The 14079-nt window shown below is 70.7% G+C and carries 12 protein-coding genes; 10 read left to right on the top strand and 2 right to left on the bottom strand.

The features are described 5' to 3' along the window. Positions 1–133: 133 nt before the first annotated feature. From AB0E91_RS02765 to AB0E91_RS02750, 4 genes are all read left to right on the top strand, one after another. Positions 134–976, top strand: coding sequence for a nitrilase-related carbon-nitrogen hydrolase (locus tag AB0E91_RS02765; RefSeq protein ID WP_361774078.1), 843 nt, complete (start codon positions 134–136; stop codon positions 974–976). Between the two features lie 45 nt (positions 977–1021). After that, positions 1022–2425, top strand: coding sequence for a dihydropyrimidinase (gene hydA, locus AB0E91_RS02760; protein WP_361774075.1), 1404 nt, complete (start codon positions 1022–1024; stop codon positions 2423–2425). Between the two features lie 11 nt (positions 2426–2436). Continuing rightward, positions 2437–3456, top strand: a complete 1020-nt coding sequence (locus tag AB0E91_RS02755) for a TIGR03842 family LLM class F420-dependent oxidoreductase (RefSeq protein WP_361774072.1) — start codon at positions 2437–2439, stop codon at positions 3454–3456. Positions 3457–3646: 190 nt separating this feature from the next. Continuing rightward, positions 3647–5173, top strand: a complete 1527-nt coding sequence (locus AB0E91_RS02750; RefSeq protein WP_361774069.1) for an NCS1 family nucleobase:cation symporter-1 — start codon at positions 3647–3649, stop codon at positions 5171–5173. 143 nt (positions 5174–5316) lie between these two features. On the opposite strand, the gene AB0E91_RS02745 is transcribed toward AB0E91_RS02750, so the two are convergent. Continuing rightward, positions 5317–6003 carry a hypothetical protein gene (locus AB0E91_RS02745; protein WP_361774066.1) on the bottom strand — a complete coding sequence of 229 codons (687 nt, stop codon included), beginning with the start codon at positions 6001–6003 and terminating at the stop codon, positions 5317–5319. A gap of 305 nt (positions 6004–6308) precedes the next feature. On the opposite strand from AB0E91_RS02745, the gene AB0E91_RS02740 reads away from it, so the two are divergent. The 6 genes from AB0E91_RS02740 (at position 6309) to AB0E91_RS02715 (ending at position 13192) form a co-directional block, all read left to right on the top strand. Beyond that, positions 6309–7466, top strand: a complete 1158-nt coding sequence (locus AB0E91_RS02740) for a trypsin-like serine protease (RefSeq protein WP_361774063.1) — start codon at positions 6309–6311, stop codon at positions 7464–7466. Between the two features lie 114 nt (positions 7467–7580). Continuing rightward, complete coding sequence (locus AB0E91_RS02735) at positions 7581–8093, top strand: SRPBCC family protein (protein ID WP_361774060.1); 513 nt, start codon at positions 7581–7583, stop codon at positions 8091–8093. A 136-nt stretch (positions 8094–8229) separates the two neighbouring features. Continuing rightward, positions 8230–10092, top strand: coding sequence for a gamma-glutamyltransferase (locus AB0E91_RS02730; protein WP_361774057.1), 1863 nt, complete (start codon positions 8230–8232; stop codon positions 10090–10092). Between the two features lie 114 nt (positions 10093–10206). Continuing rightward, positions 10207–11052, top strand: coding sequence for an inositol monophosphatase family protein (locus AB0E91_RS02725; protein ID WP_361774054.1), 846 nt, complete (start codon positions 10207–10209; stop codon positions 11050–11052). 173 nt (positions 11053–11225) lie between these two features. Continuing rightward, positions 11226–12635, top strand: a complete 1410-nt coding sequence (locus AB0E91_RS02720; protein ID WP_361774052.1) for an NAD(P)/FAD-dependent oxidoreductase — start codon at positions 11226–11228, stop codon at positions 12633–12635. Then, entirely contained in the window at positions 12632–13192 is a 561-nt protein-coding gene (locus AB0E91_RS02715; RefSeq protein WP_361774049.1) for an O-acetyl-ADP-ribose deacetylase, read from the top strand. Before AB0E91_RS02720 ends, AB0E91_RS02715 begins: the two co-directional genes overlap by 4 nt. A gap of 463 nt (positions 13193–13655) precedes the next feature. Here AB0E91_RS02715 and AB0E91_RS02710 read toward each other — a convergent pair whose 3' ends face one another. Beyond that, the gene (locus tag AB0E91_RS02710) at positions 13656–14042 is read right to left on the bottom strand and encodes a hypothetical protein (protein WP_361774046.1); all 387 of its coding nucleotides are present in this window, start codon (positions 14040–14042) and stop codon (positions 13656–13658) included. Between the last annotated feature and the right edge of the window lie 37 nt (positions 14043–14079).

Here is a 14079-nt window from a genome sequence, read left to right as displayed (position 1 = left end):
GGCGGTGAAACATGGCCGCGCGGACTCGTGACACGGTGACACGGCCGACCCCCGCACACGTGACACCCTGCCACTCAAAACCGGCCACCCGCCCTTCCTAGGCTCACCCTCACATCGAGCTACGGAGGTCCCGATGAGCCGAGTCATCCGCGCCGCCCTCTTCCAGACGGCCTGGACGGGCGACAAGGAGTCCATGATCCAGGTGCACGAGCAGGCGGCCCGCGACGCCGCCGCCCAGGGCGCCCAAGTCCTCTGCTTCCAGGAGCTGTTCTACGGCCCCTACTTCTGCCAGGTCCAGGACAAGGCGTTCTACGAGTACGCCGAGCAGATCCCCGAGGGCCCCACCGTCCGCCGCTTCCAGGAGCTGGCACGGGAGTTGGGCATCGTCCTCGTCCTGCCCATGTACGAGGAGGAGCAGCCCGGCGTCCTCTACAACACCGCCGCCGTGATCGACGCCGACGGCTCCTACCTCGGCAAGTACCGCAAGACCCACATCCCCCAGGTCCAGGGATTCTGGGAGAAGTTCTACTTCCGCCCGGGGAACAGCGGCTGGCCCGTCTTCGACACCGCCGTCGGCAAGATCGGCGTCTACATCTGCTACGACCGCCACTTCCCCGAGGGCTGGCGTGCGTTGGGCCTCGCCGGAGCCGAGATCGTCTTCAACCCGTCGGCCACGTCGCGCGGACTCTCCCGCTACCTCTGGCAGTTGGAGCAGCCGGCCGCCGCCGTCGCCAACGAGTACTTCGTCGGCGCGATCAACCGGGTCGGCGTCGAGGACCTCGGCGACAACGACTTCTACGGCACCACGTACTTCGTCGACCCGGAGGCCCAGTTCGTCGGCGAGGTGGCGAGTGACAAGGAGACCGAACTCGTCGTCCGCGACCTCGACATGGCCAAGCTGCGCGAGGTCCGCGACCGCTGGCAGTTCTACCGCGACCGCGAGCCGAACGCGTACGGCCCGCTGACGGCGCCGTAGCCAACAGGTTCTGTCCAGAAGGCCGTTCGATCCAGGAGTAGGAGCATGGGCACCCGTACCCTCATCCGCAACGGTCTCGTCATCACCGCCTCCGACGAGATCCACGCCGACGTACTGATCGAGGACGGCCGTATCGCCGCCCTCGCCGCCTCCGGCACCCCCGCCGCCGAGGCGTTCACGGCGGACCGGGTCATCGACGCGACGGGGAAGTACGTCATCCCCGGCGGCGTCGACGGCCACACCCACATGGAGATGCCGTTCGGCGGTACGTACGCCGCCGACACCTTCGAGACCGGCACCCGCGCCGCCGCCTGGGGCGGTACGACCACGATCGTGGACTTCGCCATCCAGAACGTCGGCGGCACCCTGCGCGAGGGCCTGGACGCCTGGCACCAGAAGGCCGAGGGCAACTGCGCGATCGACTACGGCTTCCACATGATCGTCTCCGATGTGAACCAGGAGACGCTCAAGGAGATGGACCTGCTGGTCGAGGAAGGCGTGACCTCGTTCAAGCAGTTCATGGCCTATCCCGGGGTCTTCTACTCCGACGACGGCCAGATCCTCAGGGCGATGCAGCGCGCCGCCGAGAACGGCGGGCTGATCATGATGCACGCCGAGAACGGCATCGCCATCGACGTCCTGGTCGAACAGGCCCTCGCGCGCGGCGAGACCGACCCCCGCTACCACGGCGAGGTCCGCAAGGCCCTCCTGGAGGCGGAGGCCACCCACCGCGCGATCAAGCTCGCCCAGGTCGCCGGCGCCCCGCTCTACGTCGTGCACGTCTCCGCGCAGGAGGCCGTGGCCGAGCTGGCCCGCGCCCGCGACGAGGGGCTGAACGTCTTCGGCGAGACCTGCCCGCAGTACCTGTTCCTGTCCACCGACAACCTCGCCGAGCCGGACTTCGAGGGCGCCAAGTACGTGTGCAGCACGCCGTTGCGGCCGCGCGAGCACCAGGCCGCCCTGTGGCGGGGCCTGCGCACCAACGACCTCCAGGTGGTCTCCACCGACCACTGCCCGTTCTGCTTCTCCGGCCAGAAGGAGCTGGGCCGGGGCGACTTCTCCAAGATCCCCAACGGGATGCCGGGCGTGGAGAACCGCATGGACCTCCTCCACCAGGCCGTGGTCGACGGCCACATCTCGCGCCGCCGCTGGATCGAGATCGCCTGCGCCACCCCGGCCCGCATGTTCGGCATGTACCCGAAGAAGGGCACCATCGCGCCCGGCGCCGACGCCGACGTGGTGATCTACGACCCGCACGCCGAGCAGGTGATCTCCGCCGAGACGCACCACATGAACGTCGACTACTCGGCGTACGAGGGCAGGCGGATCACCGGCCGCGTCGAGACCGTGCTCTCGCGCGGTGTGCCCGTGATCACCGAGCGGGAGTACACCGGCCACGCCGGACACGGCGTCTACACCCCGCGCTCCACCTGTCAGTACCTCACCTAGGAGTGGCGCACATGGACTTCGGACTAGTCCTCCAGACCGATCCGCCCGCCTCCCGCGTCGTCGACCTCATGAAGCGCGCCGAGGCCAACGGCTTCACGTACGGCTGGACCTTCGACTCCGCCGTGCTCTGGCAGGAGCCGTTCGTCATCTACAGCCAGATCCTCGCGAACACCGAGCGGCTGACCGTCGGGCCCATGGTCACCAATCCGGGCACCCGCACCTGGGAGGTCACCGCCTCCACCTTCGCGACCCTGAACGACATGTTCGGCAACCGCACGGTGTGCGGCATCGGCCGGGGCGACTCCGCGATGCGCGTCGCGGGCCGCAAGCCCAACACGCTCGCCCGGATCAGCGAGGCCATGAAGGTCATCCGCGCCCTCGGCCGGGGCGAGGAGGCCGACCTCGGCGGCACCGTGATCCGCTTCCCCTGGACCAAGCCGGACGCCCAACTCCCGGTCTGGATGGCCGCGTACGGGCCCAAGGCGCTGAAGATGACCGGCGAGGAGGCCGACGGCTTCATCCTCCAGCTCGCCGACCTGTACCTCACCGAGTACATGGTGAAGGCGGTCAAGGACGCCGCCGTGGCCGCCGGCCGCGACCCGTCCGAGGTCACCATCTGCGTGGCCGCCCCCGCCTACGTCACCGAGGACGACTCGCCCGAGGCTCTCGCCCACGCCCGCGACCAGTGCCGCTGGTTCGGCGGCATGGTCGGCAACCACGTGGCCGACCTCGTCGCCAAGTACGGCGAGCACTCGGGCCAAGTGCCCGACGAACTCACCGACTACATCAAGTCCCGCGAGGGCTACGACTACGCCCACCACGGACGCAGCGGCAACCCCGACACCCAGTTCGTGCCCGACGAGATCGTGGACCGCTTCTGCCTCATCGGCCCCGTCGAACGGCACATCGAGAAGCTGGCCGCACTGCGCGAGCTGGGCGTCGACCAGTTCGCCGTCTACGACATGCACGACGCGCAGGAGGCGACCATCGACGCCTACGGCACGAAGGTCATCCCGGCGCTCAACGCCTGACCGGCCGCAGTCGGCCTGACCGCTCGCAGCCGACCCGACCGCCCGCAGTCGGTTCGAACTCCCCCTCCCCGCAGGTCCCTTGCGCGGGAGGGGGGCCGGACGCCCGTACGGAATCTACGGACGCACCCCCCAATCGGCGCCACCCGCACGGCCTGTCCCGTCGTCCCACCTCATCCGATTGGCCTGTCCCATGACCGACACCGCTCCCACCGCCTCGCCGCCGACCGCCCAAGTCACGCTCCCCGACGGCCGGGTGGAGATCCCCGCCGACGCTCCCCAGCCCAGCGGCCGCTTCGCCAACGAGGACCTGCTCCCCGTCCCCGTCGCCAAGCGCACCTGGACCACGTACAACTTCTCCGCGCTGTGGGTCGGCATGGCCCACAACACCGCCTCCTGGACGCTCGCTTCGGGGCTCATCGCGGTCGGCATGGACTGGAAGCAGGCGGTGTTCACCATCGCCCTGGCCAACCTGATCGTGCTCGTGCCGATGCTGCTCACCGGGCACGCCGGACCCAAGTACGGCATCCCCTTCCCGGTCTTCGCCCGCGCCTCCTTCGGCATACGCGGCGCCAACCTCCCCGCTGTCGTACGGGCGTTGGTGGCCTGCGGCTGGTTCGGCATCCAGACCTGGATCGGCGGCGAGGCGATCTACTTCCTCGCGGGCAAGCTCATCGGCGACAGCTGGTCGAACGCCTCGCACATCGGCGGCTACGCCTGGACGATGTGGCTCTCCTTCGCCCTCTTCTGGGCGCTCCAAGTCGCCATCATCGTGCGGGGGATGGAGACCATCCGGCGCTTCGAGAACTGGGCCGCTCCGTTCGTCCTGGTCGGCGCCTTCGTGATGCTGTGGTGGATGAGCGTCCAGGCCGGCGGCGTCGGTCCGCTCTTCGACCAGCCCTCCAAGCTGGGCTGGGGCGGCGACTTCTGGAAGCTGTTCTGGCCCTCCCTGATGGGCATGATCGGCTTCTGGTCGACGCTCTCCCTGAACATCCCCGACTTCACCCGCTACGGCCGCAGCCAGCGCGCCCAGACCCGGGGACAGGCCCTCGGCCTGCCCACGACGATGACCCTGTTCGCCTTCCTGTCGGTCCTCGTCACCTCCGGCTCGCAGGCGGTCTACGGCAAGCCGATCTGGGACCCGGTCCAGCTCGCCGCCAAGACCGACAACGTGGTGGGGCTGCTCTACGCCCTGGTCACCGTGCTCGTCGCGACCCTCTCGGTGAACATCGCGGCCAACCTGGTCTCCCCGGCCTTCGACTTCTCCAACATCGCACCCCGCAAGGTCAGTTTCCGCACCGGCGCCCTGATCACCGCCGTCCTCGCGGTGCTGATCTTCCCGTGGCGGCTCTACTCCGACCCGCAGGGCTACATCTTCACCTGGCTCGGCCTGGTCGGCGGCCTGCTCGGCACGGTCGCGGGCATCCTGATCGCCGACTACTGGCTGGTGCGCCGCACCCGCCTCGACCTCGCCGACCTCTACCGCGAGGACGGCCGGTACTGGTACGCGGGCGGCTGGAACTGGCGGGCCGTGGTCGCCTTCGTGACCGGCGGCGTCCTCGCCATCGGCGGCGCCGACTTCCACCCCCTGATCGACGGCCGCCCCATCCCCTTCCTCAAGCCGCTCGCGGACTACGGCTGGGCGGTGGGGCTGGGCACGTCACTGGTGCTGTACCTGGCGCTGACGGTGGCGACCGGCCGTAAACAGCAGGAAGCGTAGGCGAGTTGCAGAGCGCGGCACCCCGGCGTCGGGCCGGGGTGCCGCGGTGCTGTCCGGGGTGTGCGGCGCGGGTGGCGAGGGCCAAGAGGCGTCGCCGGGCCTGCAAGCTGGTCGCGGAGGCGGCCGGGACGCCCGGCCTCAGGTCAGCCCGACTTCCCCGCACTGGCCTGCAGCGCCGCCATCGCGGCCTTCGCCGCCTTGATGGCGCCCTTGTTGATCTCGTCGGTGGCGGGGGCCTTCTTGTTCTCGAAGTCGCTTCCGCTGTAAGTGATGATCACCAGGGCGTTGGCGGCGCGGGCCATCACCAGGCCCTCGCGGGTCTGCTGCTTGTCCTCGGTGGTGAGGTTCACGACCGAGTAGCCGCTGTCGCCGAGACCGGAGACCGCGCCGCCGCCGCTCTTCTCGGTGACGCGCTGCTGGTACTCCTTGGTCGCCTCCTGGTCGGACGGGGTGACCTCGTAGGAGACGTCGAGCCAGCGGTAGTCGAAGCCCTTCAGGGCGTTCCAGGAGCAGGTGCGGCGCAGCGTGGAGTCGGTGGAGGGGATCTCCTTGCCCGCGGTCTTGGCCCCGGGGACAAGGGACTTGATGGTGTCGACGGGCACACCGGTGCACGGCGCGGGCGCCGCGGCGTAGGTCTTCACCGCCGGAGCGGAGGCGTCGGCGCCGCCCCCGTCGGAGGAGGCGGCCGGGGCCGTCTCCTGCCCGGCGGAGCGGTGCTCGGCGGCCGCGGGCGTGGCCGGGCCGGAGGACAGGGTCCAGCCCACGCAGGCCAGCACGACGACAGGGGACAGACGTGCGGTGAGGGCGAGCGGCAGAGGAAGAGATCGCACGGCGCACTTCTCGTGGGGGAGGGGGTGCGGAAGGGTCCGCAGGGTGGACGGAGACGACAGTCTCACACGACTGACCCCGGCACGGAAGGGCCAACTCGCTGCGTACTCGGCCGGTGACCCAGCCCGTTCAGGAAGGCGCCGTATGCCGGGAATCGTCCGGCCGGCGGGATGCGTGACGCGGATTCCGTCCGTTGGTATGGACCTGTCATCAAGGGGCGACTAGGCTCTGCCCCGCACAGATGAGAGCGCTCTCAGTCATCCGCTGTTCCACCCCCACCTTGTTGGAACGACGAAGGGCAACTCCCGTGAGACGCAAGCGACTTCTGCGCGCGGCCGGGGCCGCACTCCTCATCCTCGGCGGACTGACGGCGGCCGGCACCGTCCCCGCCACCGCGAACGACTCCGCCACCACTGCGAAGGCCCCCGCCTCCGAGGGCCTGCTGACCGCGATGCGGCACGACTTCGGCCTGACGAGGGAACAGGCCGAGGCCCGCCTCGCATCGGAACGCGCGGCCACGAAGCTCGACCCCGAGGCCCGCAGGACGGCCGGGGCGGCCTACGGCGGCTCCTGGTACGACGCGGGCAGCGGGCGGCTCACCGTGGCCGTCACCGACGCCGCCTCCCCGGCCACCCGCGCGGCCCTGCGCGACGCCGGTGCCACGGTCCGCACCGTTCGCCACAGCGCCCGTGAACTGGACGCGGCGAAGGCGCGCATCGACCGGCTCAAGGCACCGTCGGGCGTGAGCAGTTGGCACGTCGACCCGAAGGCGGGCACCGTCGTCGTGGACGTGGTGCGCGACCGCAGTGCCGACAACGATGTCCAGCGCTTCCTGGCGAACGCCCGCGCGGCCGGGCCCGTCACCGTCCAGACCGTCTCCGAGGCCGCGGGCACCCTCGCCGCGGGAACCGTCGGCGGCGACCCCTTCTACACCGGCAACGTCCGCTGCTCCATAGGCTTCTCGGTCTACGGCGGCTTCGTCACCGCCGGACACTGCGGACAGCCCTCCGCCGCCGTCTACGGCTGGGACCGCTCCTACGTCGGCAACTTCCAGGGCTCGTCCTTCCCGGACAACGACTACGCCTGGATCAACGTCGGCAGCGGCTGGTGGACCGTACCCGTCGTCCTCGGCTGGGGCACCGTCTCCGACCAGTTGGTGCGCGGCTCCAACGTGGCACCGCCCGGCACCTCCATCTGCCGCTCCGGCTCCACCACCCACTGGCACTGCGGTACCGTCCTCGCCCTCAACGAGACGGTCAACTACAGCCAGGGCGCGGTCCGTCAGCTGACCAAGACGAACGTCTGCGCCGAACCCGGCGACTCCGGCGGTTCGTTCATCAGCGGCGACCAGGCCCAGGGCGTCACCTCCGGCGGCTGGGGCAACTGCTCCAGCGGCGGCGAGACCTGGTTCCAGCCGATCAACGAGATCCTGAACCGGTACGGGTTGACGTTGCACACCGCTTGACCGTGATCCGCTGGGGCCCCGCCGGTGTTCTACGACCGGCGGGGTCCCTCCGCGTTCCCCCTCCCGCTCCGGCCCATACTTCGGTCATCACCTTCGACAACTCAGGGAGAAGAGATGCGTCTTGCCGACGTTCCCCGCGTGGAGTGCGTGACGGAGATCGCCGCCGAGCCGAAGCGGGTGTGGGCACTGGTGTCGGACATCGCCACACCGGCCCGCTACAGCCCGGAACTTCAGGAGGTGGAATGGCTCGACGGGGCCGAGGAACCGGCCGTCGGCGCGTGTTTCTCCGGCCGCAATCGCAACGACATGCTGGGCGAGTGGCGCACGGCCAGCCGCATCACAGAGCTGACCGAGCCCCGGGTCTTCGCGTGGGAGGTCGTCTACTTCGACGACCGTCACCTCGGCGAGCCGCTGGCGATCTGGACGTTCACCCTGGAGCCGCTCGCGGACGGCTCGGGCACCCGGTTGCGGCACGGGATGCGGTTCGGGGCCGCGCGCGGCCCCGTGCACACCTTCGTCGAGCGGTACCCGGAGCGGGAGGAGCAGATCGTCGACGGGCGCCTCGCCCTGCTCCGCACGGGCATCGAGATGACGCTGGCGGGGGTGAAGGCGGAGGCGGAGGCGTGAGCGGGGCCTGAGTGGGGCTCGGGGCCGGGCGGGGGTGCGGGGCGTGGCTGTCGCGTGGGCGGGGCGTGGTTGACGTGCGGGCCGCCGGGCGGAAAGTCTCGTTCCGCAGGCGCAGGACACGTAGACGGGAGACCCCATGTTCACCACCCGCCCCACGCTCCAGGGCACCTTCGGCATGGTCTCCTCCACGCACTGGCTCGCCTCCCAGTCCGCGATGGCCGTGCTGGAGGACGGGGGCAACGCCTTCGACGCGGCCGTGGCGGGGGCGTTCGTGCTGCACGTGGTCGAGCCGCATCTGAACGGCCCCGCGGGTGAGGTGCCCATCCTGCTCGCCCCGGCCGGTGGCGACGTCCGCGTGCTCTGCGGGCAGGGTGTCGCCCCCGCCGGAGCCACGGTCGCGCACTACCAGGGGCTCGGCCTCGACCTCGTACCCGGCACCGGCCCGCTCGCCGCCGCCGTACCGGGTGCCTTCGACGCGTGGCTGCTGCTCCTGCGCGACCACGGCACCAAGTCCCTTGAGGACGTGCTGAAGTACGCCATCGGGTACGCCGAGCACGGGCACCCGGCCGTGGAGAACGTCGGCGCGGCAGTGGAGAGTGTGCGGGAGCTGTTCGAGACCGAGTGGACCTCCTCGGCCGAGGTGTATCTGATTGATGGCAACTCGCCCCGCCCCGGCGAGTTGCTGCGCACCCCCGCCCTCGCCGCCACCTGGAAGCGCCTCCTCGCCGAGACCGCCCACGCGGGCGACCGCGAGTCCCGCATCGACGCCGCCCGAGAGGTGTGGCGCACCGGTTTCATCGCCGAGGCCCTGCTGCGCCAGTCCCGTCGCCCCACCCTGGACACCAGCGGCGAACGCCACACCGGCACGCTCACCGAGGCCGACCTGGCCGACTGGTCCGCGTCGTACGAGGAGCCTGTCGCCTACGACTGGAACGGCTGGACCGTGTGCAAGGCGGGCCCCTGGAGTCAGGGCCCTGTCTTCCTCCAACAACTCGCACTGCTGCCGCCGGAGTTGCCCGCGTACGGTTCCGCCGAGTACGTCCACCTGCTGATCGAGGACTGCAAGCTCGCCATGGCCGACCGGGAGGCGTGGTACGGCGATGCCGCCCAAGTCCCGGTCGCCGAACTGCTGTCGGGGGAGTACAACGCGGGGCGGCGGGGGCTGGTCGGGGAGTTGGCGTCGTACGAGCTGCGGCCGGGGACGCTGGGTGGTCGGGCGCCGCGTCTGCCCGCGCGGGCGGGGGTGCGGGGGGATGTGGGTGCGGGGGGCCTGCCGGGGGCGGGGGAGCCGACCGTGGGGTTGGGGGGTGTGGGGGAGCCGATGATCGGGGCAGCCGGGGAGACCGCTGTGTCCGCGTTGTCCGGTGAACCGCGCGTGAGCGCCGACGGCGCCACCCGGGGCGACACCTGCCATCTCGACGTGGTCGACCGCTGGGGCAACATGATCGCGGCGACGCCCAGCGGCGGCTGGCTCCAGTCCAACCCCGTCGTGCCCGAACTCGGCTTCCCGCTCGGCACCAGGCTCCAGATGGCCTGGCTGGAGGAGGGCCTGCCCAACTCCCTGACGCCCGGCCGCCGCCCCCGGACCACTCTCACTCCCTCGCTCGCGTTGCGCGACGGCGTGCCCGTGCTGGCCTTCGGCACCCCCGGCGGAGACCAGCAGGACCAGTGGCAGCTGCACTTCTTCCTCGCCGTCGCCCTGAGCGCACCCGTGCGTGGCGCCCTCGACCTCCAGGGCGCGATCGACGCCCCGAACTGGCACAACGACGGCTTCCCCAGCTCCTTCCACCCCCGGACGAGTCGTCCGGGCAGTGTGACGGTCGAGTCCCGGATGCCCGAGGCCGTGGTCGCGGAGCTGCGGCGCCGGGGGCACGATGTCACCGTGGGGCCCGCGTGGTCGGAGGGGCGGCTGTGCGCGGTCGCGCGTGATCCCCGGACGGGCGTGCTGTCGGCGGCCGCCAACCCGCGGGGGATGCAGGGGTACGCGGTGGGCCGCTGAGGTGGGGCGCCGGGCGGGGTCTCCACCGGTTGTCCACAAGACGCTGACCAGGCGCTTTGCGGGTTATCCACAGCCTGACGGGGGAATGTCGGCCGGGCGTGGTCTCATGGACACATGATCGACGACACGGAAGCCCTCGAAGAGTTTCTCGCCCGGCACTCCGCCGATGTGGAGGAGGCGATCCGCAAGGCGGCCGCGGCCGAGATCCTGCCCCGCTTCCGCAGACTCGCCGCGCACGAGGTGGACCAGAAGAGCGGCCCGCACGATCTGGTCACGGACGCCGACCGGCTCGCCGAGCGCCGTCTCGCCGCCGACCTGTGCGCCCTGCTGCCCGGCTCGGTGGCCGTCGGCGAGGAGGCGGTGCACGCGAACCCGGCGTCGTACGAGGCGATCAAGGGCGACGCCCCGGTCTGGATCATCGACCCGGTCGACGGCACCCGGCACTTCGTCCACGGCAAGGACGGCTTCTGCACGCTGGTCGCGCTCGCCCACCGGGGCACCGTGCTCGCCTCCTGGACGTACGCGCCGGTCCGCGACCAGATGGCCACGGCGGTGCGCGGCAAGGGCGCCTATCTCGACGGGGAGCGCCTGTTCGCCGGACCGCCCGAGCCCGGCCGGGACGTGACCGTCGCCGTGTCCCACCCCGACTACACCACCGAGGAGCAGAAGCGCGCGCTGCGTGCCCTGTGGACCGACGGCGTCGCCCCGCGCTCCTGCGGCTCGGCCGGCCTGGAGTACCTGGCCATCGCCCGGGGCGACACGGACGCCGTCGCCTTCTCCTGGGAGGCCGCCTGGGACCACGCGGCGGGCCTGCTGCTCGTCGAGGAGGCGGGCGGCGCCCATCTCACCCTCACCGGCGAGCCGTTCCGCATAACCGGCGGCAACGTCCTGCCGTTCACCGCCGCCCGCGACGCCGCGACCGCGCGCCGCGTGGCCGAGCTGCTGCGGACGGGGTCCTGAACCTGGCGGGGAGTCATCTGCCTGAAGAGAGTGGGGAGTTGCCTGCCCAAACGGAACGGGGAGTCACCCGCGCCGACAGAGGCGACGCGCCACCCGCCCGGGGAGCGGCGGCCCGCCCGCCTATCCTGATCCGAGTTGCCACCGGCCGACGAGGGGGTCCCAAGGTGCCGTCGATGCTCGATGCCGTCGTGGTCGGTGCGGGGCCGAACGGACTGACCGCCGCCGTCGAACTGGCCCGGCGCGGCTTCTCCGTGGCCCTCTTCGAGGCCCGGTCCACCGTCGGCGGCGGCGCCCGCACCGAGGAGCTGACCCTCCCTGGCTTCCGCCACGACCCCTGCTCGGCCGCCCACCCGCTCGGCGTCAACTCGCCCGCGTTCCGCGCCCTTCCGCTGGAGCGGTACGGCCTGCGCTGGCTGCACGCCGACCTGCCGATGGCGCATCCGTTCCCCGACGGCAGCGCGGCGGTGCTGGCGAGGTCCGTGGCGGAGACGGCCGCGTCCTTCGGGCCGCGCGACGCGGGAGCGTACCGGCGGCTCGTCGCCCCGTTCCTGCCCCGCTGGGACACCCTGGTCCGGGACTTCATGTCCCTGCCGTCGACCGCGCTGCCGCGCGACCCGCTCACCCTCGCGCGCTTCGGCCTGGCCGGGCTCCCGCCCGCGACCGCGCTGATGCGCCGCTTCCGGGACGAACGCGCCCAAGCCCTCTTCTCCGGCCTGGTCGCCCATGTGATGGCCCCGCTCAACGGCCTCGCCACCGGCGCCATCGGCCTGGTCTTCGCCCTGGCCGCGCACGCCCGGGGCTGGCCGGTGGCCGAGGGCGGCTCCCAGTCGATCTCCGACGCGCTCGCGGCGTACCTGAAGGACCTCGGCGGTGCCGTGCACACCGACTACGAGGTCAAACGCCTGGACGACCTCCCGCCCGCCCGCGCCTACGTCTTCGACACCTCACCCACCGCGTTGGCCCGTATCGCGGGCTTCGGCGGGTACTACGACCACTACCGCTACGGCCCCGGCGTCTTCAAGATCGACTACGCGCTGGACGGCCCGGTCCCGTGGACCGCCCCCGAGGCGCGTATCGCGGGCACCGTGCAGATCGGCGCGAGCCGGGCCGAGATCGACGGTGCCCTGCGCGCCGCCTCCCGCGAGGGCCGCGCCCCCGGGAAACCCTTCATGATCACCGTGCAGCCCAGCGTGGCCGACCCCACCCGCGCACCCGAGGGCAAGCACGTCTTCTGGACCTACGGGCACGTTCCGAACGGCTGGAGCGGCGACCTCACGGACGCGATCGAACGCCAGCTGGAGCGGTTCGCCCCCGGCTTCCGCGACCGCGTCCTCGCCCGCGCCACCGCGGGGCCCGCCGAGATGGCGGCCCGCAACGCCAACTACGTCGGCGGCGACATCGCCTGCGGCGCGGCCTCCGGCCTCCAGCTCCTGCTGCGCCCCCGGCTGTCGGCGTTCCCGTACCGCACCCCGCACCCGGCGGTGTTCCTCTGCTCCTCCGCGACGCCGCCCGGTCCCGGGGTACACGGCATGTCGGGACACAACGCCGCCAAGGCGGTCTGGAGAAGGCTGAGGCAGAGATGACCACACTGCGACTCGTCCTGGGTGACATCACCCGTCAGCGCGCCGACGCGATCGTCAACGCGGCCAACTCCTCCCTCCTCGGCGGCGGAGGCGTCGACGGCGCGATCCACCGACGCGGCGGCCCCGCCATCCTGGAAGCCTGCCGCGCCCTGCGCGCCTCCTCCTACGGCCGCGGCCTCGCCACCGGCCACGCCGTCGCCACCCCCGCCGGCCGCCTCGACGCCCTCTGGGTCATCCACACCGTCGGCCCCGTCTGGCAGGGCCCCGACAGCGACCCCGCCCCCCTCGTCTCCTGCTACCGAGAATCCCTCCGCGTCGCCGACGAACTCGGCGCCCGCACGGTCGCGTTCCCCGCGATCTCCACCGGCGTCTACCGGTGGCCCATGGCCGACGCGGCCGCGACAGCCGTGGAAACGGTCCGTCTGACGCCGACGGAGGTGGAGGAGGTCCGGTTCGTCGTGTTCGACGAGGGGGCGTATGGCGTGTACTCGGACGTGCTGGGGAGATCAGCGGGGGCTGACGGGGGCCAGGTTGGAGGGCAGGGAGAGGGTGCCTGAATTCTTCAGGGCGTCGAGCCGTGCGCCGGGGTCGATTATCTGCAGAATCTGAAAGGCGTAGGCGACCAGAGCGGGCGACCGATTCGCGACGAGCTCAGAGTAAAGCCCCCACATTCCTCCTCTGGTGATACTCGCACAGGCTTCGGAAGCGTCGTCATCGTCATTGAAGACAAGCGTGAGCAACCGGTGGAGCAATTCGGCCCGCACCCCCAATGAAATGTCACTCGCCAGCCCAGCCATCAGTACGGAAGTGACGGGTACTGCCGGTTCCTGGGGGAACGACGAGATGAATATATGGCGGGCGATTCCCACATCAAAAGCTTCACGGCGAGTACGCGTCTTGAAGAGCCGACGGAGGTCGTCCGGAAGATGAGCGCCACTCGCGTCACAGCCGCACTTCAGACTCGCCCACTGAACTAGACCGATCTCATTGTCAACAAGGTCCATCGAATTCCCCCGCTTATCATCTCTGATCGCTTTGGTCTGTGTTCGGCTCGGGGAAAAGTCTGCGCATGCTGTCCATCAACACCGACAGCATTTCTCTGAACTCCGCAACCGGCATGGCGATATTCTGAAACTGGCCATATTTGTCTCTGATCTCGACCGTCTTCGGATCAATCCTCTCGACGTAAGCCGTCGTGGTATTCACCGATCTGCGAGAGGGTGCGCCGCCGTCCGTCTCCGCCAATGCGTCAAGAAACAGTTGGACAGCCCAGGCTCTTCTCCCGAAGGAGGTCACCAGCGTCTCCACCGCCAACAGCAGGTTCTCGTCAGTGGGCGGTCTTCTTGACGGGTTCCAGAATCGCCCAGAATGAAAGAATTCCCAGCTTACGTCCTGCGCGTTACTCACTGTCGGCCTCCATACAGCCCCGGAATGCTTCGCTGCG

This window comes from Streptomyces sp. NPDC026659, from assembly GCF_040638245.1.
Lineage (GTDB): Bacteria > Actinomycetota > Actinomycetes > Streptomycetales > Streptomycetaceae > Streptomyces.
The sequence above is the reverse complement of the archived record's forward strand: the minus strand, read 5'-3'. Positions and strand labels throughout refer to the sequence as shown.